The organism is Litchfieldia sinesaloumensis (genome assembly GCF_900156865.1).
Classification (GTDB): Bacteria; Bacillota; Bacilli; order Bacillales; family Bacillaceae_L; genus Ferdinandcohnia; species Ferdinandcohnia sinesaloumensis.
Genome location: NZ_LT732529.1, coordinates 888,441 through 914,351 on the forward strand (window position 1 = coordinate 888,441; position 25,911 = coordinate 914,351).

Annotated in this window: 22 protein-coding genes and 1 other annotated feature; of the genes, 21 read left to right on the plus strand and 1 reads right to left on the minus strand. The window is 38.0% G+C overall.

Annotated elements, in window-relative coordinates; all coding sequences use genetic code 11:
- The first annotated feature begins 71 nt into the window (after window positions 1-71).
- The 20 genes from pgeF to pyrE all read left to right on the plus strand — a co-directional run bounded on the left by pgeF (window position 72) and on the right by pyrE (window position 21,060).
- A complete protein-coding gene (pgeF, locus tag CZ490_RS04385; RefSeq protein WP_077617744.1) occupies window positions 72-893 on the plus strand; it encodes a peptidoglycan editing factor PgeF in 822 nt (273 codons plus the stop codon).
- 7 nt (window positions 894-900) lie between these two features.
- The gene (locus tag CZ490_RS04390) at window positions 901-1,578 is read left to right on the plus strand and encodes a YggS family pyridoxal phosphate-dependent enzyme (protein WP_077617745.1); all 678 of its coding nucleotides are present in this window, start codon (window positions 901-903) and stop codon (window positions 1,576-1,578) included.
- Window positions 1,579-1,606: 28 nt separating this feature from the next.
- Window positions 1,607-2,041 carry a cell division protein SepF gene (locus tag CZ490_RS04395; protein WP_077617746.1) on the plus strand — a complete coding sequence of 145 codons (435 nt, stop codon included), beginning with the start codon at window positions 1,607-1,609 and terminating at the stop codon, window positions 2,039-2,041.
- A gap of 6 nt (window positions 2,042-2,047) precedes the next feature.
- The gene (locus tag CZ490_RS04400; protein WP_077617747.1) at window positions 2,048-2,308 is read left to right on the plus strand and encodes a YggT family protein; all 261 of its coding nucleotides are present in this window, start codon (window positions 2,048-2,050) and stop codon (window positions 2,306-2,308) included.
- Between the two features lie 119 nt (window positions 2,309-2,427).
- Window positions 2,428-3,201 carry a YlmH family RNA-binding protein gene (locus CZ490_RS04405; protein ID WP_077617748.1) on the plus strand — a complete coding sequence of 258 codons (774 nt, stop codon included), beginning with the start codon at window positions 2,428-2,430 and terminating at the stop codon, window positions 3,199-3,201.
- 98 nt (window positions 3,202-3,299) lie between these two features.
- Window positions 3,300-3,800: a DivIVA domain-containing protein gene (locus CZ490_RS04410; protein WP_077617749.1), complete on the plus strand. Its 501-nt coding sequence runs from the start codon at window positions 3,300-3,302 to the stop codon at window positions 3,798-3,800.
- Between the two features lie 68 nt (window positions 3,801-3,868).
- Window positions 3,869-4,128, plus strand: a binding site (T-box leader).
- Between the two features lie 93 nt (window positions 4,129-4,221).
- Entirely contained in the window at window positions 4,222-6,990 is a 2,769-nt protein-coding gene (gene ileS, locus CZ490_RS04415) for an isoleucine--tRNA ligase (RefSeq protein ID WP_077617750.1), read from the plus strand.
- 326 nt (window positions 6,991-7,316) lie between these two features.
- Entirely contained in the window at window positions 7,317-7,691 is a 375-nt protein-coding gene (locus CZ490_RS04420; protein WP_077617751.1) for a TraR/DksA C4-type zinc finger protein, read from the plus strand.
- A gap of 104 nt (window positions 7,692-7,795) precedes the next feature.
- Window positions 7,796-8,284: a signal peptidase II gene (gene lspA / locus CZ490_RS04425; RefSeq protein ID WP_077617752.1), complete on the plus strand. Its 489-nt coding sequence runs from the start codon at window positions 7,796-7,798 to the stop codon at window positions 8,282-8,284.
- On the plus strand, window positions 8,259-9,167 hold the full coding sequence (locus CZ490_RS04430) for an RluA family pseudouridine synthase (protein ID WP_077617753.1): 909 nt from the start codon (window positions 8,259-8,261) through the stop codon (window positions 9,165-9,167). Before lspA ends, CZ490_RS04430 begins: the two co-directional genes overlap by 26 nt.
- 221 nt (window positions 9,168-9,388) lie before the next feature.
- On the plus strand, window positions 9,389-9,937 hold the full coding sequence (pyrR, locus tag CZ490_RS04435) for a bifunctional pyr operon transcriptional regulator/uracil phosphoribosyltransferase PyrR (RefSeq protein WP_077617754.1): 549 nt from the start codon (window positions 9,389-9,391) through the stop codon (window positions 9,935-9,937).
- Between the two features lie 144 nt (window positions 9,938-10,081).
- Complete coding sequence (locus CZ490_RS04440; protein ID WP_077617755.1) at window positions 10,082-11,392, plus strand: solute carrier family 23 protein; 1,311 nt, start codon at window positions 10,082-10,084, stop codon at window positions 11,390-11,392.
- Between the two features lie 159 nt (window positions 11,393-11,551).
- Entirely contained in the window at window positions 11,552-12,454 is a 903-nt protein-coding gene (locus CZ490_RS04445) for an aspartate carbamoyltransferase catalytic subunit (RefSeq protein ID WP_077617756.1), read from the plus strand.
- Window positions 12,451-13,737 (plus strand): dihydroorotase, encoded by a 1,287-nt coding sequence (locus CZ490_RS04450; protein ID WP_077617757.1) that lies wholly within the window; start codon window positions 12,451-12,453, stop codon window positions 13,735-13,737. The genes CZ490_RS04445 and CZ490_RS04450 overlap by 4 nt, the downstream gene beginning before the upstream one ends.
- Window positions 13,734-14,834 (plus strand): carbamoyl phosphate synthase small subunit, encoded by a 1,101-nt coding sequence (locus tag CZ490_RS04455; RefSeq protein WP_077617758.1) that lies wholly within the window; start codon window positions 13,734-13,736, stop codon window positions 14,832-14,834. Before CZ490_RS04450 ends, CZ490_RS04455 begins: the two co-directional genes overlap by 4 nt.
- Window positions 14,819-18,031, plus strand: a complete 3,213-nt coding sequence (carB, locus tag CZ490_RS04460; RefSeq protein ID WP_077617759.1) for a carbamoyl-phosphate synthase large subunit — start codon at window positions 14,819-14,821, stop codon at window positions 18,029-18,031. Before CZ490_RS04455 ends, carB begins: the two co-directional genes overlap by 16 nt.
- Window positions 18,028-18,807 (plus strand): dihydroorotate dehydrogenase electron transfer subunit, encoded by a 780-nt coding sequence (locus CZ490_RS04465; protein ID WP_077617760.1) that lies wholly within the window; start codon window positions 18,028-18,030, stop codon window positions 18,805-18,807. Before carB ends, CZ490_RS04465 begins: the two co-directional genes overlap by 4 nt.
- On the plus strand, window positions 18,804-19,715 hold the full coding sequence (locus tag CZ490_RS04470; protein WP_077617761.1) for a dihydroorotate dehydrogenase: 912 nt from the start codon (window positions 18,804-18,806) through the stop codon (window positions 19,713-19,715). The genes CZ490_RS04465 and CZ490_RS04470 overlap by 4 nt, the downstream gene beginning before the upstream one ends.
- A complete protein-coding gene (gene pyrF / locus CZ490_RS04475; RefSeq protein WP_077617762.1) occupies window positions 19,715-20,431 on the plus strand; it encodes an orotidine-5'-phosphate decarboxylase in 717 nt (238 codons plus the stop codon). Before CZ490_RS04470 ends, pyrF begins: the two co-directional genes overlap by 1 nt.
- A complete protein-coding gene (pyrE, locus tag CZ490_RS04480; RefSeq protein ID WP_077617763.1) occupies window positions 20,428-21,060 on the plus strand; it encodes an orotate phosphoribosyltransferase in 633 nt (210 codons plus the stop codon). Before pyrF ends, pyrE begins: the two co-directional genes overlap by 4 nt.
- 26 nt (window positions 21,061-21,086) lie before the next feature.
- Here pyrE and CZ490_RS04485 read toward each other — a convergent pair whose 3' ends face one another.
- On the minus strand, window positions 21,087-22,799 hold the full coding sequence (locus CZ490_RS04485; protein ID WP_077617764.1) for an Rqc2 family fibronectin-binding protein: 1,713 nt from the start codon (window positions 22,797-22,799) through the stop codon (window positions 21,087-21,089).
- Between the two features lie 282 nt (window positions 22,800-23,081).
- Between CZ490_RS04485 and CZ490_RS04490 the strand changes: the two genes are divergently transcribed.
- On the plus strand, window positions 23,082-25,772 hold the full coding sequence (locus CZ490_RS04490) for a calcium-translocating P-type ATPase, SERCA-type (protein WP_077617765.1): 2,691 nt from the start codon (window positions 23,082-23,084) through the stop codon (window positions 25,770-25,772).
- Window positions 25,773-25,911 lie beyond the last annotated feature (139 nt).

Here is a 25,911-nt window from a genome sequence, read left to right on the forward strand (position 1 = left end):
TTTATTAAGAATAATAAAAAAATGTCGACCAATTTTTAAAGGTTGATTATGATAAATAAAGGGATGTTGTTATGAAGGTTGAACCATTTATTCAGAATTCAGAACAAGTGTTAACATTCAATGGATGGAATCATTTTTCTAATCAGCTGGTCGTTGGTTTTACCACAAAAAATGGTGGATGTAGTGATAAGGAATTTAAATCCTTAAATCTTGGGTTGCATGTAAAAGATGAGTACAACACTGTTGTCTCCAATCGAAGAATATTGGCAGACATTCTCCAATTTCCTACTGAAAACTGGGTATGTTCTGAGCAAACACATAAAAATACAATCGCTAAGGTCATGTTAGATGATCTTGGTGCAGGGGTTTTTACATACGAGGATAGCATAAAGGACACTGATGGTTTATATACAACTCAAAAAAATATCCTGTTAACTCTTTGTTTTGCTGACTGTGTTCCGTTGTACTTTTTTGCACCTTCAAAGCAGATAATCGGTATAGCTCATGCAGGATGGAAGGGAACGGTTCATGATATTGCAGGAGAGCTAGTTCGTGCTTGGGCTAAAGAGGGTGTCATGCCTCATGAAATCCATGCTTTAATCGGACCAGCAATTGATAATTGCTGCTATATTGTGGATGATTACGTGCTGAACTTTGTTAGTGCTTTGGATGAAGTTAATCAAAAAACATACGAGAAAGTAAGTGACAACCAGTATCGATTAGATTTGAAAATAATGAATTACCAACTAATGGTAAGAGCAGGGATTCCTCCTGAACATATTCAAGTTTCCTCATATTGTACATCTTGTGAGAATCAGCTATTCTTTTCACACCGGAGAGATGCCGGGAAAACGGGAAGAATGATGAGTTTTATTGGCTTTAAGGAGGATTAAAATAAAAATGAGCGTAAAAGATAATCTGTTAAACATTCAAGAACACATTGCGCAGGCATGTAAACGATCCAACCGCAGAGAAGATTCTGTTTCAATCATTGCGGTTACAAAATATGTTAGTATTGAAACGACAAGAGAAGCCATTAATGCTGGAATTTACCATATTGGAGAAAATCGTGATGATGGACTGTTAAACAAGCAGGAATCACTTGGCGATGAACCAACATGGCATTTTATAGGATCTCTTCAGACTAAAAAAGTAAAAAGGATTGTCAATAAAGTGGATTACATTCATTCACTTGATCGAATTTCTTTAGCGGAGGAAATACATAAGCGCGCAACAAATAAGGTGAAATGTTTTGTTCAGGTGAATACATCTGGGGAAGAATCAAAACATGGTATGTCACCGGAGCATCTAAAGCCTTTCATAAAGGAACTCGAAAAATTTTCTTCCATTGAGGTCGTGGGATTAATGACAATGGCCCCATTCACTGAAGATACTACTAACATACGCAAATGCTTCCAGAAGTTACGTACGCTAAGAGACGATGTACAAGCCCTTGGTTTACCATATGCTCCTTGTACAGAATTATCTATGGGTATGTCCAATGATTTTGAAATTGCCATTGAAGAAGGGGCCACTTTCATTCGCATTGGTACATCCCTCGTAGGAAAAGAGTTTTAGCGCATTTGAATAAAGAGAGGTGTTATAAATGAGTATAAAAACCAAATTTAAAAGTTTTTTTGCGTTAGAGGATGAATATGATTATGATGAGGAAGATTATTTTGAAGAAGAAGTGGAGCCTACAAAACCCACAAAACCTGCTACAAAACAAAATGTAGTAAGCTTACAAAGCGTTCAGAAGTCTTCAAAAGTCATCCTGTTTGAACCACGTGTATATGCTGAGGCACAGGAGATTGCAGATCATTTAAAGAATAGACGAGCAGTCGTTGTAAACCTTCAACGCGTTGAGCACAATCAGGCAAAAAGAATTGTTGACTTTTTAAGTGGTACAGTCTATGCAATTGGTGGAGATATACAACGAATTGGTTCTAATATATTCTTGTGTACTCCTGATAATGTCGATGTTTCAGGAAATATCTCTGAGATTGTCTCTAATGAAGAATATACTGAAAAGGGGTGGTAATCGAAAATGGGTCTTATTTTCGGTATTTTAAGTCAAGTGCTTGTGTTGTATTCTTACGCACTTATCATCTATATTTTATTGTCATGGTTTCCAAATGCTAGGGAGTCTGGAATTGGCCAGTTTCTAGCAAGAATCTGTGAACCATATTTGGAACCATTTAGACGATTTATACCTCCACTAGGAATGATCGATATTTCTCCGATTGTTGCAATCCTAGTTCTCAACTTCGCTGGAAGAGGAGTTTATGCGTTACAAAACATGTTCTAAAGGACCTTTTATGAGGTCCCTTTCTTCATTTTTGACAAGGCTAAAATTGTTATAGTCCAAAGTCAAATAAAATAGGCTGCATTTCTTAAGCTTTTTTATTTAAAAGAGGTATCTACATTATGAATTTATATCAACATTTTCGAAAAGAAGAGCATGCGTTCATTGATCAAGTTTTGGAATGGAAACAGCTTGTAGAAAACCAATACAGTCCCAAGTTAACTGATTTCCTAGATCCACGTGAACAGGAGATTGTAAAACAAGTGATTGGTACAAACGGAGACACGCTTGTTGATTTTTTTGGTGGAAAAGAAGGGCTTGAACGCAAGAGGGCTTTAATATATCCAACCTATTTTTCTCCAAATGAAGATGACTATAATCTTTCCTATTTTGAACTAAAGTATCCTGTCAAATTTGTTACTGTGGACCATCGTAAGGTGCTTGGTTCACTAATGTCACTTGGATTGAAACGATCTAAGTTTGGAGACATCCTAACCCACGATGAGAGAATTCAATTAATCGTTGCGAAAGAGATTGCTGATTTTGTACGAATGAATTTAAACTCGGTTGGAAAAGCAACTGTTTCATTGACAGAAATACCTGTAACCGAAATTCTATTGGTAAATGAAGATTGGACAGAGCAAGTTGTTACAGTTTCTTCGTTGCGATTAGATACCGTACTTTCGTCGGTCTTAAATGTTTCCAGACAAAAAGTACAAGCTCTTATAGAAAATGGTCTTGTTAAAGTGAATTGGAAGGTAATTGATCAAACATCATTTGAATGTAAGGAAAGTGATGTTCTCTCTGTTCGTGGATATGGGAGAAGCAAACTCCATTCAATTGATGGAAAAACGAAAAGAGATAAATGGAGAATAAATGTAGGAAGACAAAAATAATTGAAAACAATGCAGGAATTTCTTCTTTTTTGTCGAAATGTAAAGTATCATTCAAATAGAGAATGTTTTTTATCTATTAATTTTTGGAGGTGGCATTCGTGCCTTTAACGCCATTAGATATTCATAATAAAGAATTTAATAAAGGCTTTCGTGGTTATGATGAAGATGAGGTAAATGAATTTCTAGATCAAGTCATTAAAGACTATGAGTTGGTTATTCGTGAAAAAAAAGAGCTTGAATCAAAGCTATCAGAATTAAATGAGAAACTTGGTCATTTTACAAATATCGAAGAAACATTAAATAAATCAATTCTAATTGCTCAAGAAACAGCTGAAGAAGTAAAGCGTAATGCTTCCAAGGAAGCAAAACTAATTATTAAAGAAGCAGAAAAGAATGCTGATCGTATTATTAATGAATCACTAGCTAAATCTAGGAAGATATCAATCGAAATTGAAGAATTAAAGAAACAATCCAAAGTATTTAAAACAAGATTTAAGATGCTAATTGAAGCTCAGCTTGATCTTTTAAATAACGATGATTGGGATCACTTAATGGAATATAACGTAGAGCCTGTGTTTGCGGAGTCAGAAGAAAACTAGTTTGAATACTTGACTCTTTTGTTCATTACGCATATAATTTTAAAACAACTAATTACACTTGAATACAAAAAGTAGCTATGAAAGGGACAGTAGTTTTTGTCGTTCTTATGTTAGCGAGTCAGGGTTGGTGGAAGCCTGATATAAGTGATAAAAATGAAAATCACCCTGGAGTTCGATGCTGAACATATATAAATGGTTCAACTATACCCTGTATATTGACATTTCTAAGTAAGCATATCGCGAATCATTCACGTTACGAATGTCGAGTGGACGAATATAGTATATTTGTCTATAAGGGTGGTACCGCGAGAGCCTTCTCGTCCCTTTTTGGGATGAGAGGGCTTTTTTGTATTCAACTCGTGTTTACTACCTGTCCATAGAAGCTGCAAGTAAGTTTTATCTAATTTAGGAGGAAAAGGTTATGGATTACAAAGACACATTATTAATGCCAAAAACTGAGTTCCCGATGCGTGGAAATCTACCTAATCGTGAACCACAGATGCAAGAAAAATGGGAAAACATGAACATTTATCAAAAGGTTCAAGAACGCACAAAAGGTCGCCCATTATTCGTACTACATGATGGCCCTCCTTATGCAAATGGTGATATCCATATGGGTCATGCACTCAATAAAATCATCAAGGACATGATTGTTCGTTTTAAATCAATGAACGGTTATTGTGCACCTTATGTTCCTGGTTGGGATACGCACGGACTTCCAATTGAAACAGCACTTACAAAAAATAAAAAGGTAAATCGTAAATCAATGAGTGTTGCTGAATTCCGTAAGCTATGTGAGGAATACGCATATGAACAAATAAATAACCAAAGAGAGCAATTTAAACGACTAGGCGTTCGGGGTGATTGGGAAAACCCTTATATTACATTAAAACCAGAATATGAGGCTCAGCAAATCAAAGTATTTGGTGAAATGGCTAAAAAGGGTTATATCTATAAAGGACTTAAACCGGTATACTGGTCCCCTTCAAGTGAATCAGCACTAGCAGAAGCGGAAATTGAATACCAAGATAAGCGTTCACCATCAATCTATGTTGCATTCCCTGTTAAGGATGGAAAGGGTGTGTTAGAAGGTGATGAAAAAATCATCATCTGGACAACAACTCCATGGACGATTCCTGCAAATTTAGGAATCAGTGTACACCCAGAACTTGAATATAGTGTTATTAGTGTTGAAAACAATAAGTTTGTTGTTGCTTCAGCATTACTAGAAGCAGTAACAAAAGAGATTGGTTGGGAAGACGTAGTTGTTGTTAAAACATTTAAAGGTCGTGAATTAGATAAGGTCGTTGCGTCACATCCAATCTATGGACGGGATTCATTAGTGATGCTAGGTGATCATGTAACAACTGATGCAGGTACTGGATGTGTACATACAGCACCTGGTCACGGGGAAGACGATTTCATTGTGGGCCAAAAATACGGAATTGACGTTTTATGCCCTGTAGATGAAAAAGGCTACATGACAGCAGAAGCAGAAGGGTTTGAAGGGTTATTCTATGATGAGGCCAACAAACCGATTACAGAAAAGTTAAATGAAGTTGGAGCACTTTTGAAACTTTCTTTCATAACTCACTCATATCCACATGATTGGCGTACGAAAAAGCCAACCATTTTTAGAGCTACTGCACAATGGTTTGCATCGATAAAGGACTTTAGAAATGAGTTAATGGAAGCTGTTAAAGAAACGAAATGGGTTCCAGCATGGGGCGAGACACGTCTCTACAATATGGTTCGTGACCGAGGAGACTGGTGTATTTCACGTCAACGTGCATGGGGTGTACCTATTCCAGTATTTTATGGTGAAAATGGTGAACCCATAATTACAGATGAAACAATTAATCATGTTTCAAATTTATTTAGAGAATACGGTTCAAATGTTTGGTTTGAACGTGAAGCGAAAGCCTTATTACCTGATGGATTCACGCATGAATCAAGTCCGAACGGTGTCTTCACAAAAGAAGATGACATTATGGACGTGTGGTTCGACTCTGGTTCATCCCATCAAGCGGTTCTGTTAGAAAGAGAAGATTTACAACGTCCGGCAGACCTTTATCTAGAAGGTTCTGACCAATATCGTGGTTGGTTCAACTCTTCACTTTCGACTGCAGTTGCTGTAACAGGAAAAGCGCCTTATAAAGGAGTGCTAAGCCACGGTTTTGCCCTCGATGGTGATGGTCGTAAGATGAGTAAATCATTAGGGAACGTTGTGGTACCTGAAAAGGTTATGAAACAGCTAGGTGCAGACATTTTACGATTATGGGTAGCATCTGTTGACTATCAAGCAGACGTCCGTGTTTCTGACGCAATATTAAAACAGGTAGCAGAGGTTTATCGTAAAATCAGAAATACGTTCCGGTTCTTATTAGGTAACCTGAGTGATTTTAATCCAGAAACTAATGCAGTTCCAGTAAATGAGTTACGTGAGGTTGACCGTTATATCCTTGTTAAGTTAAATAAATTAATTGATAAGGTTAAAACATCTTATGATAATTATGAATTTGCAGGTGTTTATCACTCTGTTCACAATTTCTGTACAATTGAATTAAGCTCATTCTATCTGGACTTTGCAAAGGATATCCTATATATTGAAGCGGCTGACCAACATGATCGTCGTTCTATTCAAACAGTCTTATATGAAGCATTAGTTAGCTTAACGAAGCTTGTAACGCCAATTCTTCCACACACAGCTGATGAAGTATGGTCTCACATTGATTCTGTTCATGAAGAAAGTGTGCAATTAGTTGATATGCCAACTTCAGTTGTGATTCCTAATGGAGATGAGCTAGAAGCAAAATGGGATTCATTCATGGAGCTTAGAGATGATGTACTTAAAGCACTTGAGACAGCTAGAAATGAGAAAGTAATTGGTAAATCTTTAGCTGCTAGTATCACTCTTTATCCGAATTCCAAAACAAAAGAACTTTTAGACTCAGTTGAGGAAAATGTGCAGCAGTTATTTATTGTATCAGGCTTTACAATAGGTGGTTCCTATGAGGATGCCCCAGAAAACGCGCAAGTCTTCGATCAGGTTAAGATTGTTGTCGAAGTTGCAGAAGGTGAAACATGTGACCGTTGTTGGGTTGTGACACCAACTGTTGGTGAAGATAAGGATCACCCAGAGCTTTGTTTACGTTGTGCGTCTGTTGTGAAAGAAAATTACACAAACTAATCTAGTAAAAGTCATGGATCTTTGATTCATGACTTTTTTTGGAACTTATTTGCAACATGACGTTAATACAACTGTAAACAAACTCAACGCTTGCCAACCGTCAAATTTTAATGGAAATAGCGTATTATGTAAGTAGAACATTCATTAATTATGGGAAAGGGAGGATGAAAAGGACTTCGTTGGTAACTTATCAGCATTCCTCTTTCGTCTTCTTATTTTCATACGAAAGGAAAAACTTGTTGGCTTTAAGAAAAACTTGTTCAGGTAACACTATCCTTACTACCTTAAAGAAGCATTAATCAAAAGCATGATAAGGAGGCGTTCCAATGAACGATCAGTATGCAGAGATTAAAGCGGAATTAGAGTTAACGAAGAAGGAACTTTTATCTAGGTTGATGCAAACTGCAAAATATGAGGTCAGTCAAGAATTGTTCTTTCATAATGACCAATCCGAAAAAGAAAAAATTGTTATGAATCATATAAAAGAAGATTTACGAGATGTCGAAAGGGCCCTAAATAAATTTAATTCTGGGATATTTGGAATTTGTGAGGAAACAGGTGCAGAAATTCCAATCGACAAGCTACGAATTTTACCAACAGCACGAACTATCTTTGAATTTTCCTTCACTGATTTATATGACAGAAGTAATGTCATACCTCTTCATAAAGAAAACCATCTACATTTAGTTGAACAGAAGTAAACCATTGTTTTACTTCTGTTCGCTTCACCCAAATAGATTGTACACGCGTCTAATCATGTGCTAAAATCACATAAGGTAAAGTTTGTTAACATGGGGGCGTTTTCGTGTATTATTATTTATTAGCTTTGTTTGTTATTTTATTAGACCAGGTTACAAAATGGGTGATTGTCCGTTATATGGAACTTGGAGATTCAATTGAAGTTATTTCAGGCTTTTTGTACATAACGTCACATCGCAATCGTGGTGCAGCATGGGGGATTTTACAAGGACAGATGTGGTTCTTTTATATTATCACCACTATCGTTGTGGTTATGCTCATTATATATATTCAACGTCTCAAACCAAACCAGCGTTTGTTCGGCATTGCGCTTTCACTAATGTTAGGTGGTGCAATTGGAAATTTTATAGACCGTATCTTTCGTAAAGAAGTTGTCGATTTTATAGATACATACATCTTTACATATAATTTTCCGATATTTAATATTGCTGATTCTGCGCTAGTAATTGGTGTCGGTTTAATATTTATAGTAACAATTTTCGAAGGAAAATTAGAAAAGGAGAAATCAGATGAATCAATTCGAACTAACGATTGAGGAACACCAACATAATGACCGAATTGATAAAATTGTCTCTGCCTTTAATTCAGAGTGGTCAAGGACCCAAGTTCAATCTTGGATTAAGGATGGAAATATTCTAGTCAACGGAAATCAAATTAAACCAAACTATAAAGTTAATAGTGGGGATTATATAAAAATTGACATTCCAGATCCAGAACCACTAGATGTTATTCCAGAAGAGATGAATTTAGATGTTTATTATGAAGATGCAGATGTACTTGTCGTGAATAAACCAAAAGGCATGGTCGTTCATCCTGCTCCAGGTCATGTAAGTGGAACACTAGTAAATGGTTTAATGGCCCATTGTAAGGACCTATCAGGAATTAATGGGGTAATGCGCCCTGGGATTGTACATCGAATCGACAAGGACACATCTGGCCTTTTAATGGTTGCAAAGAATGACGTTGCGCATGAATCTCTAGTGAATCAATTGGTAGAAAAATCGGTAACCCGTAAATATAAGGCAATCGTTCATGGGGTCATTCCGCATGACCAAGGCACAATCGATGCACCGATTGGTAGAGATAAAAAAGACCGTCAAAGTATGACTGTGACGGACGAGAATAGTAAAAATGCAGTGACACACTTCAATGTCTTAGAACGTTTTAAGGAATTTACTTTTATTGAATGTCAGCTTGAAACAGGGCGGACTCATCAAATCCGCGTTCATATGAAATATATAGGATATCCATTAGCAGGTGATCCGAAATATGGACCTAAGAAAACGCTGGATATTGATGGACAAGCACTTCATGCGGGAGTTTTAGGCTTTATTCACCCTCGAACAAAGGAATACCTTGAGTTTGAAGCACCGCTTCCTGCTTATTTTGAGGAATTACTCGAAAAGTTACGCCATTAGAATCTAACTCTTGTCTTGAACTCATAAAAAAACATTGACAAAATTCGATAACGGTCGTAAAATTAAATTAATTAAATGAGTCCCTTTAAAATCAGTCCCGTGAGGCTGAGAAGGAAACGGAGTTGCATATGGATAAGTATCCATTTGTATTATTGTGTCCTCTCGCCTACGGTGAGAGGACTTTCTTTTTTTAAAGAAGTAATGTAAGTGAGGTGTGTCAAATGGCTGAAACTGAAAAGGCTGTAGTCTTAGACAATCAAGCAATAAGAAGAGCATTAACAAGAATAGCTCACGAAATTATTGAAAAAAACAAAGGTATTGAAGACTGTGTAATTGTTGGGATTAAGACAAGAGGAATTTACTTGGCAAAACGTATTGCAAGTCGTATTGAGCAAATAGAAGGCAAAAAAATTGCCATCGGTGAAATTGATATTACCTTATACCGTGACGATTTAACTACAAAAACTGCAGATCGTGAACCTATTGTAAAAGGTTCAGATATACCAGTTGAGATTACTAATAAAAAAGTCATCTTAGTTGATGATGTCTTGTACACAGGTAGAACAGTAAGGGCAGCTCTTGATGCATTAATTGACATTGGTCGACCTGCACAAATTCAGCTAGCCGTGTTAATTGATAGAGGTCACCGCGAATTCCCAATTAGGGCCGATTATGTTGGGAAAAATATACCAACCGCCAGCTCTGAAAGGATAGTAGTCGAACTAGAAGAGATAGATAAGTTTGACCAAGTTACCATTCATAAAAATTAAATAGATACCCTTTAATTGTAGTCCAGAGAGGCTAACAAAGGGGTAAACATTCCTTCTCGAATGATAGGGATTTGTATACCTCTTTGTGTAAAAAACACAAAGATTTTTTTATTTATGGAGTTTTACAATGAGGAGGAATAATTAATGAGTAATAAAATCGTATTAGGAATTCATGAAAAGCCATCACCAGGTCTGTTTGCAGTCTTAAGCTTGCAGCATTTGTTTGCCATGTTTGGTGCAACCATCTTAGTACCATTTTTAGTTGGAATTAGTCCAGGAGTTGCTCTTATCTCGAGTGGATTAGGTACATTAGCATTTCTACTTATAACGAAAGGGCAGGTGCCAGCATACTTAGGATCTTCCTTTGCTTTCATCATTCCACTACAAACAGCTATCGAAGCTGACGGTCCGGGTGCCGCAATGATGGCAAGTTTACTTGCAGGTTTAGTGTACGGGATCGTTGCATTGCTTATTAAAGCAACAGGACATAAATGGCTTGTGAAAATTCTACCACCAGTTGTAGTTGGTCCAGTAATTATTGTAATTGGATTAAGTCTAGCGGGTACAGCAGTTGGAATGGCAATGAATGATCCAAGTAGTGGTGCATACAGCCTGCAGCATTTTTCAGTAGCATTGGTTACGCTAGCTATCGTAATTATTGCAACAATCTTTTTTAAAGGGTTCTTTAATCTAATCCCGGTTTTAATCGGGATAATTGGCGGATATATATATGCATTAGCTGTTGGGTTAGTTGATTTTACTGCAGTAAAACAAGCTAAATTCTTTGAAGTGCCAGACTTTATAATTCCGTTCGTATCCTACACACCGCAATTTTCATTGGAACTGATTGCTCTAATCGTACCTGTAGCAATAGTAACTTTATCAGAGCATATTGGACATCAAATGGTGTTAGGGAAAGTTGTTCAAAAAGACCTAATCAAAAAACCAGGTTTACATCGTTCCATTATGGGGGATGGTATTGCAACAATGATCGCATCATTACTAGGTGGTCCACCAAATACAACGTATGGAGAAAACATTGGTGTCTTAGCCATCACCCGAATTTTTAGTGTGTATGTTATCGGTGGGGCTGCTGTTGTTGCCATATTCTTCGGTTTCAGTGGAACTATCAATGCATTAATAAGCTCCATTCCTACTCCAGTAATGGGTGGAGTATCCATCTTGTTATTCGGAATTATTGCTTCATCTGGATTACGAATGTTAGTTGATAGCAAAGTGGATCTTAGTGAAAATAGAAACCTTGTTATCTCATCTGTTATCCTTGTCGTCGGGATTGGTGGAGCGTTCATTAAGGTATTAGGTTTTGAAATTCACAGTATGGCATTAGCTGCAATCATTGGTGTCTTACTAAACATAATACTTCCTGGTGGAGAAGTTAGTGAAAAAGAAGATATTTACGAGGCTCATCATGAGGATGATAACTCGGTTGCATAATGCAACACCTTTTAAAGTAACCCAGAGAGGTTAGCAAGGGTGTAAGGATTTTGTGAAGAGGTATAGCATTAGTGTACCTTTTTTAATCAAAATCCTCGTTTTTACACCCTTACCAGAGTAGGTAAGGGTGTTTTTTTATAAGAAAAAGGAGGAGAGAATATGAATCATATACTCACAATGAGCGAGTTAAGCATTGAAGATATTGACAGAATTCTTTTTGATGCACAGTTGTTTTCTGAAGGAAGTCAGTGGAAGCTTGAAAAACAAACGTTTGTTGCAAATCTTTTCTTCGAACCAAGTACACGTACACGTTTTAGCTTTGAGGTAGCCGAAAGAAGAATTGGTGCTGATGTCTTGAACTTAGAGGCAATGACCTCAAGTGTTCAAAAAGGAGAAAGTCTCTATGATACAGTAAGAACACTTCAATCTATAGGAGCAAAAGCAGTAGTGATTCGTCATCAAAAAGATGAGTATTTTAATGCACTCCGTGATGGCATTTCTATTCCGATTATTAATGCTGGTGATGGATGTGGCCATCATCCTACACAGTCTCTCCTCGATCTATTAACCATAAAACAAGAGTTTAATAGATTTAAAGATTTGAATATATTAATTGTCGGTGATATTCGTCATAGCCGGGTTGCACGATCTAATGCTGAAAGTTTAACAAGGCTCGGTGCGAATGTTCACTTTTCAGCGCCAGTTGAATGGCAGGATTATACCAATCCTTATGGAACATATGTGGACCTAGATGAAGGCCTTAAAGAAGCAGATGTTGTCATGCTACTTCGCATCCAACATGAACGCCATGAGGCTTCAATGGGACTAACCAAAGAGGAATACCACAAACAATATGGTCTAACAAATAATCGAGGTAAGAACCTCAAAAGAGGTAGTATTATTATGCATCCAGCTCCAATTAATCGGGGTGTTGAGATAGCGAGTGAACTTGTAGAATCGCAAGAATCTAGAATTTTTAAACAGATGGAAAATGGTGTATTCATAAGGATGGCCGTTCTCAAAAGAGTTTTACAACAGGTAGAAGGAGGAATTTTAATATGAGTACTTTATTAAAGAACGCTAAAGTCTTAAACGAAGATGGCAAGCTAGTAGCTAAAGATATTAAAATTATGGACGGAAAAGTCGAAGCAATTGGTGCAAACCTTGACCCTTTGGGTTGTGAAGTTATTGATGTCGAAGGAATGTTCGTATCTGCTGGATTTGTTGATGTCCATGTACACCTTCGTGAGCCTGGTGGAGAACATAAAGAAACGATTGAAACAGGTAGTCTTGCAGCCGCGAGAGGTGGATTCACCACAATTTGTGCAATGCCTAATACAAGACCAGTACCAGATACAGTTGAGCAAATGAACTGGTTACAACAAAGGATAAAGGATACCTCACATGTGAATGTGCTGCCGTATGCGTCCATCAGTATACGTGAGTTAGGACAAGAACTTACTGATATGGAAGGTTTAAAAGAAGCTGGTGCATTCGCATTTACTGACGATGGTGTTGGAATTCAATCTGCAGGAATGATGCTCGAAGCCATGAGGAAGGCTGCTGCAATTGATATGCCAATCGTTGCCCATTGTGAGGAGAATACTCTAATCAATAAAGGATCTGTTCATGAAGGTGAATTTTCTAAACAGTATGGGATTAATGGAATACCATCTGTCTGTGAATCTGTACATATTGCAAGGGATGTTTTATTAGCTGAAGCGGCAGGCTGCCACTACCATGTATGTCATGTAAGTACAAAAGAATCTGTACGAGTCATTAGAGATGCAAAGAGAGCTGGTATAAGAGTTACAGCGGAAGTAACCCCACATCATTTATTACTATGTGATGAAGATATTCCAGGCCTTGATACAAATTATAAAATGAATCCTCCTCTACGTGGGAAAGAGGATCTAGAGGCACTAATTGAAGGTCTGCTTGATGGAACAATTGATTTCATCGCGACAGACCATGCACCACACGCAAGCGAAGAAAAGGCGCAGGGAATGGCATTAGCACCATTTGGTATCGTTGGACTAGAAACGGCATTTCCACTTCTTTACACACATTTAGTAGAGACAAAAATCATTACGTTAAAACAATTAATAGACTTTCTAACTACTAAGCCAGCAAACACATTTACACTACCATTTGGAACTTTGGAAGTTGGAAAGAATGCTGACTTAACTGTAATTGATTTAAACTGTACAGAAAAAATCAATCCTGAAAACTTTGTATCTCAAGGGAAAAATACACCATTTGCAGGCTGGGAATGTAAAGGTTGGCCAGTTTTGACTCTCGTAAATGGCAGCATTGTATGGCAGAAAGGAAGTGTTCTAGCGTGAAAAGGCAACTTATTTTAGAGGATGGAACCGTTTTTGTTGGTGAGGGATTTGGAAGCAATTCAGATAAAATCGGAGAAGTAATTTTTAATACGGGAATGACAGGATATCAGGAAATAGTATCAGACCCTTCCAATAGCGGGCACATTGTTACACTGACATACCCTCTAATTGGGAACTACGGAATTAATAGAGATGATTTCGAATCAATTAACCCTTCAATTAGTGGTCTAATCGTGAATGAAGTCTGTGATCACCCATCTAATTTTAGGAGTCAGTTCAGTCTTAATGAATACTTTAAATCACAAGAGATTCCGGGTCTTTCAGGAATTGATACAAGAAAACTTACTAGGATTATCCGTCAATATGGAACCTTAAAAGGTGCAATTTGCGGAATGAATGTTGAAGTTGATGAGGTTGTGAAACAGCTAAATAAAATGATCCTGCCTACTGATCAAGTAAAGCAAGTATCAACAAAAAGTGCTTACCCAAGTCCAGGAAGAGGACATCGTATTGTATTAGTAGACTTTGGAATGAAGCATAGCATTCTTCATGAATTAAATAAACGAGGTTGTGATGTTATTGTTGTTCCATATAACGTCACAGCGGCAGAGGTATTACGCCTGAGTCCAGATGGTGTTTTGTTAAGTAATGGTCCTGGAGATCCAAAGGATGTACCAGAAGCTATAGAAATGATTAAAGGGGTCCTAGGGAAAGTACCGTTATTCGGGGTGTGTCTCGGCCATCAATTATTCGCCTTAGCAAATGGAGCAGAAACAGAAAAAATGAAATTTGGACATAGAGGTTCAAATCATCCAGTTAAAGACGTAAAAACAGGAAAAATTGCCATTACTTCACAAAATCATGGGTATACAGTCAACAAAGAGTCATTAACAGAAACAAATCTTGAAGTAACACATATAGCATTAAATGATGACACAGTTGAAGGCTTGCGACATTTAATTCACCCAGCTTTTACTGTCCAATTTCATCCAGAGGCACACTCGGGGCCTGATGATACAAATAGCTTATTTAACGACTTTTTACAGTTGATTGAAAACTCCAAGAAAGAAGGCGAAGAGCTATGCCAAAACGCTTAGATATTAACAGTATATTAGTAATCGGGTCTGGTCCAATTGTCATTGGTCAAGCTGCAGAATTCGATTATGCAGGAACCCAAGCATGCTTATCTTTAAAGGAAGAAGGTTACCGTGTAATACTTGTTAACTCAAACCCAGCGACAATCATGACAGATGTGGAAATTGCAGACAAAGTCTATATAGAGCCATTAACATTAGAATTTGTTAGCAAAATTATTCGTAAAGAAAGACCTGATGCAATTCTTCCTACACTTGGAGGACAAACAGGATTAAATATGGCTGTGGAACTATCAAAATCAGGAGTGCTAGATGAATGCGGAGTAGAAATCCTTGGTACTACCTTATCTGCTATTGAAAAAGCTGAGGACCGCGACTTATTCCGTAACTTAATGAATGAACTAAACGAGCCTGTACCTGATAGTGATATTATCCATAACCTAGAAGAAGCATATGGATTTGTTGAAAGGGTTGGATACCCAGTAATTGTAAGACCAGCCTTTACACTAGGAGGAACTGGTGGAGGGATTTGTAATAATGAAGAAGAGTTAATTGAAATTGTTACAAGTGGATTGAAAAATAGCCCTGTTACTCAATGTCTATTAGAAAAAAGCATCGCAGGCTACAAAGAAATTGAGTTTGAAGTAATGCGAGACTCAGCGGATAACGCAATTGTCGTATGTAGTATGGAGAATGTGGACCCAGTCGGAATTCATACAGGTGACTCCATTGTAGTTGCCCCTAGTCAAACATTGAGCGACCGTGAATATCAAATGTTACGACATACATCCTTGAAAATTATTCGTGCACTTGGAATTGAAGGTGGCTGTAATGTACAGTTAGCCCTTGATCCATATAGTTATAACTATTATATTATCGAGGTTAATCCACGTGTCAGCCGTTCTTCTGCACTGGCATCAAAAGCAACAGGTTATCCAATCGCGAAATTAGCTGCAAAAATAGCTGTGGGCTTAACTTTAGATGAAATGAAAAATCCTGTAACAGGTACAACATATGCAGCATTCGAACCAACTATCGACTATATTGTAACGAAAATTCCGCGTTGGCCATTTGACAAATTCGAGTCTGCTAATCGCCGATTAGGAACTCAGATGAAAGCAACTGGAGAAGTCATGGCGATTGGTCGAAACTTTGAAGAATCTATTTTAAAAGCAGTTCGTTCACTCGAGGCAAATGTGACGCATATTGAGCTTGAAGATGCAACGAATGCAGACCTAATAACGATTGAAAAACGAATTAGAAAAGCAGGAGATGAACGTCTATTCTATCTAGCTGAAGCAATTAGACGAGGAATTACAATCGAGGAAATTCATGAATGGTGTGAAATCGACTTGTTTTTCCTGAAAAAGTTTGAAAATATCATTACGTTAGAAGATACGTTACGCAATAATGTCGGAGATTTAGAAACATTAACGCATGCGAAAAGACGTGGATTTGCAGACTCAATCATTGCAAAACTTTGGAATCATTCTGAAGTTGAAATATATGAAACTCGTAAGCAAGATGGTATTGTTCCAGTCTTTAAAATGGTTGATACGTGTGCAGCAGAGTTTGAATCAGCAACACCTTATTATTACGGTACTTATGCTGATGAAAATGAATCAATTGTATCCGACCGTAAGAGCGTAATTGTCCTTGGATCAGGTCCAATCCGAATCGGTCAGGGAGTTGAGTTTGATTATGCGACCGTTCATTCTGTTTGGGCAATAAAGCAAGCAGGCTATGAATCAATCATCATTAATAACAACCCTGAAACAGTTTCAACTGACTTCAGTATCTCAGATAAACTTTATTTTGAACCATTAACAATCGAAGATGTTATGCATATTGTCGACTTGGAACAACCAGAAGGTGTAGTTGTTCAATTTGGCGGACAAACAGCTATCAATCTAGCGAGTGCCCTCGTTGAACGCGGAGTGAAAATCTTAGGAACATCTCTAGAAGATTTAGACCGTGCTGAAAATAGAGATAAATTTGAGCAAACGGTTATTTCGCTAGGCATACCACAGCCAAAAGGAAAAACAGCAACGTCTGTTAAAGAAGCAGTTGTTATCGCAGAATCAATTGGATATCCGGTGCTAGTAAGACCTTCCTATGTATTAGGTGGAAGAGCTATGGAGATCGTTTATCAAACAGAAGAACTTCTACATTACATGGAGAATGCTGTAAAAATTAACCCTGAGCACCCAGTATTAATAGATAGATACCTGACTGGAAAAGAAATCGAAGTAGACGCGATTTCTGATGGAGAAACAGTATATATACCTGGAATTATGGAGCATATTGAGCGAGCGGGAGTTCACTCTGGTGACTCAATTGCGGTATACCCACCACAAACCTTATCAGAACATGTGAAACAACAGATTATTGACCATACAATTGCCCTGGCAAAAGGATTAAAGATTATCGGTCTACTTAACATCCAATTCGTAATTTATAACGAAGAGGTATTTGTAATCGAAGTGAACCCACGTTCAAGCCGTACAGTACCATTCTTAAGTAAAATTACTGGTATTCCAATGGCAAATATCGCGACAAAGGTTATTCTTGGACAATCTCTACCATCATTAGGATACACGACTGGAATACATCCAGTAAGTGATGGAGTATATGTAAAAGTTCCAGTATTCTCGTTTGCTAAGCTTCGGAATGTTGATATTTCACTTGGACCTGAAATGAAATCAACTGGTGAGGTTATGGGCAAAGACCATACATTAGAAAAGGCCTTGTATAAAGGGTTAGTTGCTTCAGGTATCACAATTCCGAAATACGGTTCAGTTTTATTAACAGTTGCAGACAAAGATAAGGAAGAAGCACTTGAAATTGCTCGACGATTCCATACAATTGGTTATCGTTTGTTAGCTACGAGTGGTACGGCAAGTTACTTACAAAATGCAAATATTCCCGTTACAGTTGTAAATAAAATCGGTTCAGAAGCACCAAATCTTATTGACGTAATCCGCCAAGGAAAAGCACAATTCGTAATTAATACGTTGACCAAGGGTAAGCAACCAGCAAGAGATGGATTTAGGATCCGTCGTGAAACGGTTGAAAACGGAGTAGCATGCTTAACTTCTTTGGATACAGCTAAAGCAATTGTAAAGGTTCTGGAATCAATGACATTCTCTAGCGAAGCAATGGGCTCTCATGTACAGAAGCATGAGGTGGTACATTCATGATAATAAAACAACACATGAAAGTGATGAACCATATTCAACTAGCAGAGGATATTTATGAACTTACACTTGCGGGTGATTTGGTTCAGGAAATGGGTCAACCCGGTCAATTTGTCCATGTAAAAGTTAGTGATGGGATTGATCCGTTACTAAGAAGGCCTATTAGTATCGCGAATGTTGACCAAGAAAAGCAAGAATGTAAGTTGATTTATCGGAAGGAAGGACTCGGAACACGAGTCCTTTCTACAAAAATGGCCGATCAAACTGTGGACGTACTGGGGCCACTTGGTAATGGTTTTCCTGTCGAAGAAGTAAAACAAGGGGAGACGGCCTTACTTGTCGGTGGAGGAATAGGTGTTCCGCCTCTTTATGAATTATCAAAGCAACTAGTAGCAAAAGGTGTAAAAGTCGTTCATGTACTAGGGTTTCAAACGAAATCTGCAGTATTTTATGAAGAAGAGTTTAATAGATTAGGTGAGACCTATATAGCTACAGTGGATGGTTCATTTGGGACAAAAGGGTTTGTTACAGATGTCATTACAAAGTACACTCTGACTTTTGATACCCTATATACCTGTGGTCCAACACCAATGCTAAAAGCACTAGAAAAATCCTACCCGAATCGAAATGTCTTTATTTCATTAGAAGAGAGAATGGGTTGTGGGATTGGTGCATGCTTTGCATGCGTATGTCATCTGCAAAGCGATCCGGAAGGGACTTCTTATAAAAAAGTTTGTAGTGATGGCCCTGTATTTAAGGTTGGAGAGGTGGTACTATGAACAGACTTCAAGTTGAGCTACCAGGTTTATCACTTAAGAATCCAATTATGCCAGCGTCTGGGTGCTTTGGCTTTGGGAAGGAATATGCCCAGTTTTTCGATTTGAGTAAGTTGGGCGCTATCATGATTAAGGCAACAACTGTTAGTCCAAGATTCGGTAATCCTACTCCAAGAGTTGCTGAAACGAGTGCAGGTATGCTGAATGCCATTGGGTTACAAAATCCAGGGTTACAGAAGGTAATGAACGAAGAGCTTCCATGGCTTGAGCAATACGATGTTCCGATTATTGCGAATGTAGCTGGATCTCAAATTGAAGATTATGTTGAGGTTGCAGAAGAAATCTCTAAAGCACCAAATGTTCATGCACTTGAGTTGAATATATCCTGTCCAAATGTGAAGACAGGAGGAATCGCGTTCGGTACAATTCCTGAGGTAGCAGCACAATTAACGAAATATGTAAAAGAAGTTTCAAGTGTACCGGTTTACGTTAAGCTATCTCCGAATGTTTCGGACATCGTTGAAATGGCGAAAGCAGTTGAAGAAGCGGGTGCAGATGGGTTAACAATGATTAATACGTTAATCGGAATGCGAATTGATCTTAATACTGGAAAGCCAATTATAGCAAATAAAACAGGTGGTTTATCTGGTCCAGCAATTAAACCGGTTGCAATTCGAATGATCTATGAGGTAAGTCAAGCGGTGTCTATTCCAATTATAGGCATGGGTGGGATCCAAACAGCTGAAGATGTGCTTGAATATTTTTATGCTGGTGCAAGTGCAGTTGCAGTGGGCACAGCCAATTTTGTTGACCCACATGTCTGCCCGACAATACTAAAGGAACTTCCGATATTACTAGATAAGTACGGATTTGAACATATTTCCGAATGTCAGGGAAGGAGCTGGAAGTAATGCAACGACCATTAATTATCGCTCTTGATTTTCCGAACCAAAGAGAGGCTCAAGGATTTCTGAAGGATTTTCAAAATGAAAAGCTTTTCGTGAAGGTAGGAATGGAATTATTTTATCGAGAAGGTCCTTCCATCATTCATTATTTAAAAGAGCAAGGTCACTCTATTTTCTTGGACTTAAAGCTCCATGATATTCCAAATACCGTCTATTCCAGTATGAAGGGACTTGCCGGGTTAGGAGTTGATTTAGTCAATGTACACGCCGCAGGTGGACAGAAAATGATGGAAGCAGCACTAGAAGGACTTGAAGCAGGCACAGCAATCGGACAGTCAAGACCAAAATGTATCGCTGTTACACAGCTTACAAGCACAACTGAAGAAGTGATGAGACGGGAGTTGCTTATTGAACGGGATCTGCTTGATGTAGTAGTTGAATATGCTACTCTAACTAAGAAAAGCGGGTTAGATGGTATTGTCTGCTCTTCTCTTGAAGTACCGGTAATCAACCGACAATTAGGGAATGATTTTATGACGGTTACGCCAGGAATCCGCCAGGCTTGTGATGATGTAGGTGATCAAGCGCGAATTGTTACACCTGAGAAAGCAAGAGAGTTAGGTTCAACTGCAATTGTTGTTGGTCGTTCTATCACACGTGCAAACAACCCGTTACAATCTTATAAATCAATACAAGCAGCATGGGAAGGGGTACAAGTATGAAAAAAGAAATAGCAGAACATTTATTAGAAATTGGCGCAGTATTTTTACAGCCGAATGATCCATTTACATGGTCTTCAGGATTAAAATCACCAATTTATTGTGACAATAGAATGACCCTTTCTTTCCCTCATGTGCGCAAGAGAATTGCAAAGGGTTTATCGGACTTAATACAGACTCATTATCCTGAGGCTGAAGTGATTGCTGGAACAGCAACCGCGGGAATCCCTCATGCAGCATGGGTAAGTGATCTCCTTGATTTACCGATGTGCTACGTTCGTAGTAAGGCAAAAGCGCACGGTAAGGGTAATCAAATAGAAGGTAAAGTTGTGCAGGGTCAGAAAGTTGTGGTGATTGAAGATCTCATTTCCACAGGTGGGAGTGCAATTACGGCGGCAGAAGCTCTACGTGAAGCGGGATGTGAAGTATTAGGCATCGTTTCCATTTTCTCCTATCAGCTTCAAAAAGCGAAATCAAACCTTGATGCAGCAAGGGTTCAGGTCCACACCCTTACAGACTATTCGACATTAATTGAAGTTGCTTTAGAAAAGACAGTAGTGTCAGAAAATGATATCGAAAGTCTAAAAAGCTGGCGTGAAAATCCAGCAGTATGGAATACGAGTAAAGTTTAATAAGAAATGAACCCTAGGATTAATTCCTAGGGTTTTCTAAGTTTTAAAATTAAATCTTCTTCAGGGGTAACATATACAGTTTGTTGATTGTCATAAATGACATAACCTGGCTTTGAACCATTAGGTTTTTTCACGTGACGCACCAATGTATAATCAACAGGTACAGAAGAAGAATTTTTTGCTTTGCTGAAGTACGCAGCAAGTGTTGCAGCCTCCAGTATCGTTTCCTGTGAAGGCTGTTTACTTCTGATAATCACATGGGAGCCTGGTATATCCTTTGTATGGAGCCAGATTTCATCTCTAGCAGCTAATTTATTTGTTAAATAATCATTTTGTTTGTTGTTTTTCCCGACAAGGATCTCAGTACCATCACTTGCTTGATAGTGTTCTATAGAAGGTTTACTAGGTTTTAATTTCTTATTCCCTCTTTGCTGCTTATTTTTGAGATAGCCTTCCTCCATTAGCTCCTCGCGAATCTCCTGTAAATCCTTCGGAGCAGCAGATTCAATTTGTTGCAATAATGAGTCAAAATAAGCAATTTCCTCACTTGCCTTCTCAATCTGATGTTCTACATAGGTAACAGCATTCTTTGCTTTTTGGTATTTAGAAAAATACGTTTGAGCATTTTCAGACGGTGTTTTTTGAGGACTTAATGGTATGGTTACCATCTCATTATCTTCAGAATAGTAATTCAACACATTAATCTCTTTATCACCCCTGGTGAACGCATACATATTCGCTGTCAAGAGTTCACCAAACAGCTTATATTTTTCAGCTTTTTCCGATTCTACTAGCGTCGCTTTCAGCTTTTTAATTTTTTTCTCATTTTTTGATTTTTCATTTGTGATAAACCGCTCTAAATCGTTACCTTGTTGCTTTACTCGGTCACGTTCCGCTTTGCCAAAATAAAAACGGTCTAGCATCTCACTAATTGAAGTGAATTCTTTTGCTACCCCACCAATATGATGTAAAGGGAGGATGTAGAAATAATCTTTTCGACCCTTGGTAAGAATTTGTGGAGTAGTTTTATTTTCTTTAAGAGTTTCTATCATTGCCAAGAATGGTCCAGGTAGTGTCTTCCGGTTCGCAATTCCAGCTCGAAAAATTACTTCTTTTGCAAATAAAGGAGAAATCCCCGAAAATTTATTTACAATTTGCTGATCTAATCGGCCTGCATTAAAGTCAATCTTTTTTAAAAATATTTCTTCATCAACTGAAAATGGGTTTGTTTTTTCCTGTGCAGGTGGAAATACATATGTATACCCTGGTAAGACAGTTCGATGACGATTCACCGCTAATGAAACATGTTTGATGCTGTCTAGAATCGTTTGCTTTTCCGTATCGACAAGAATGATATTACTGTGCCTTCCCATAATTTCTACAATAAGTTGTTTGAACGAAACGTCACCAAGTTCATTTCGGCCTTTTATATCAAAGATGATGATTCTATCCATATCGACCTGACGAATGTTTTCAATGATGCTGCCTTCAAGGTGTTTACGCAGTAGCATACAGAACATTGGTGGCTCAGAAGGGTTATCATATGATTCTTTTGTAACATGGATACGTGCATAGCTCGGATGTGCAGATAGTAAAAGCTTTTGGTTCTTTCCATTTGCACGAACTTGAAAAATCAATTCATTTTTATATGGTTGATATATTTTTGATATTCTCCCATTATTTAGTGTTTGCTGTAGTTCGTTTACGATTTGTTTTGTGAAAATTCCATCAAATGTCATACGTGTATCCTCTTTTCTATATAAATAAAAAGCAAAGTTTGGACTTAGTATTAGTGACTAGCTCCAGACACCATCGACTCTCTGGTCTAAGCCGATCCCTTCGGAAGGTAAAAAGTACCTTCTAATCAGGTCTTGTCTTATGCTAGTCGCCTAAAGCTGCGCTCCTTGCACTATTCGTATAAATTAGTAACTTAGAAAAAGTATAGCATTTTTTTGGACGAGACTGAATAAGCTTTCATAGAGATGCAGATATACGATTTGTGAGGGGTGTGTAAAAGACGGATGAAGTGGTATGAGCTTAGATCAGAAGAGGTCGAAAAAAAGGTAAATACAAGCCTTTCGAATGGTCTTACCGACCAGGAAGTAAAGCAGCGACAAAAGCAGTTTGGATATAATGAATTGAAGGAAGCTGAACGCCCTTCAGCACTTTTGCTATTTTTAGCACAGTTTAAGGATTTTATGGTACTAGTACTACTTGCTGCTACCCTAATATCTGGGTTATTGGGGGAATACATTGATGCCATCGCGATTATGGCGATTGTTTTAATTAATGGATTTTTAGGCTTTTTCCAAGAACGAAAAGCAGAAAAATCTTTACAGGCTTTAAAAGAGCTTTCCGCACCACAAGTGAATGTGTTTCGTAATAATGAATGGGTTCGAATTCTCTCGAAAGAACTTGTTGTAGGGGACATAATTAAATTTACTAGTGGCGATCGGATTGGGGCTGATGTTCGATTAATTGAAGTGAAAAGCCTAGAAATTGAAGAATCTGCATTAACTGGAGAATCCGTTCCTGTTACAAAACATGTAGACCCAATTCAGGATGGTGACGTTTCATTAGGTGACCAGGAAAATATGGCTTTTATGGGGACAATGGTTACACGTGGAAGCGGTATAGGTATTGTTGTTGGAACTGGGATGAATACAGCGATGGGACAAATTGCTGAACTCCTTCAAACAGCGCATGCAATGATTACACCACTACAAAGAAGGCTAGAGCAATTAGGGAAAGTATTAATAACTGTAGCATTAATTTTAACCTTGTTAGTTGTTGTTGTTGGGGTTATAAATGGACATGAACTTTATGAAATGTTCTTAGCTGGGGTTTCATTAGCTGTTGCTGCAATCCCTGAAGGGCTACCAGCAATTGTTACTGTAGCACTTTCCTTAGGTGTTCAAAGAATGATTAAGAAGAATGCAATTGTAAGACGCTTGCCAGCTGTTGAAACATTAGGCTGTGCTTCAGTTATTTGCTCCGATAAAACGGGCACAATGACTCAGAATAAAATGACAGTTACGCATTTGTGGTCAGGAGGAAAAACGTGGTCTGTTTCAGGTACAGGCTATGATGTCGAGGGTAAATTTTTCTTTGGGGAAAGAGAAATCAAACCATCTGAGAATAAAACTCTTCAACAATTGTTAACATTTGGTGTTTTATGTAACAATGCAACATTAAAACGAAAGGACCAAGATATTGTCCTTGATGGTGACCCAACAGAGGGTGCGTTACTTGTTGCAGGTATTAAGGCTGGTCTTACAAATGAATTCTTAGCACAGCAATTTGAGATAGTCGAAGAGTTTCCTTTTGATTCTTCAAGAAAAATGATGAGTGTGATTGTAAGAGATAAATCTGGTAATCAATTTGTAGTTACGAAAGGAGCTCCTGATGTTCTACTTGGTGTAAGTAAATCTGTATTATGGGATAATAGGCAACAGCCTTTATCCGTAGATTCAGAGAATAAGATAAAGAAGGCGATCGAAGATTTAGCTTCGAACGCACTTCGTACAATAGCTGTTGGTTTTAAACCTTTAAGACCCAATCAAAAACTTGTATCTGAACGTGAAGCAGAGTCAGACCTTACATTTATAGGAATTCAAGGGATGATTGACCCACCACGTCCAGAGGTAAAAGCGGCTGTAAGGGAATGTAAGGATGCAGGTATTAAGACAGTTATGATTACTGGTGACCACTTAATTACAGCAAAAGCAATCGCCACACAGCTTGGTATTTTACCAGAGGGTGGAAAAGTATTAGATGGATACGCGCTGTCAAAAATGGATCAAGAAGAGCTTGAAGAAATTGTTGATGACGTTTATGTATATGCGAGGGTTTCACCTGAACATAAATTAAAAATTGTTAAGGCCCTACAAAGTAGAGGACATATTGTTGCTATGACTGGTGATGGTGTAAACGATGCTCCAGCCATTAAAGCTTCAGATATTGGAATTGCAATGGGTATTACCGGTACTGATGTAGCGAAAGAGGCGTCTTCACTTGTACTTCTCGATGACAACTTTGCAACAATTCGCGCAGCAATAAAAGAAGGTAGAAATATTTATGAAAATATTAGAAAGTTTATTCGTTATTTACTAGCGTCCAATGTCGGTGAAATATTAGTAATGCTGTTTGCGATGTTAATGGGTCTTCCATTGCCACTCGTACCAATTCAAATCCTTTGGGTTAATCTTGTAACAGATGGCTTACCAGCAATGGCTCTTGGTCTTGATCAACCAGAGGGTAATCTAATGAAGCATGGCCCACGTCATCCAAAAGAGGGCGTGTTTGCAAGAGGATTGGGTTGGAAAATTATCAGCCGTGGATTCTTAATTGGAATTGCGACACTTGCTGCCTTTATGGTTGTCTATCATAGAGATCCAAACAATCTAGGATATGCGCAAACAATCGCATTCGCAACACTCGTTATGGCACAACTTATCCATGTATTTGATTGCCGAAGTGAACGCTCGATTTTCCATCGTAATCCATTCCAGAATATGTACTTAGTATGGGCAGTTTTATCATCCATAGTATTAATGTTAATTGTTATTTACTACCCACCACTACAACCAATTTTCAAGACTTATGCAATTGAACCAAGAGATTGGCTATTAGTCATCGGAATGTCTGCAATTCCAACATTCCTATTGGCAGGTTCGTTATTAACAAGCCGACGTTCAACTGCCCGTGCATAATCGAAACTTGGAATTCAGATACAATTTTATGTTATAATTCATGAGGTAATGGAGATATTCTCTATTACCTTTTTTTAATTAATAATTGAAGTTTTATGATTGGATTGTAGTGGAACGCGTCATCCTGCAGTGGAAATCA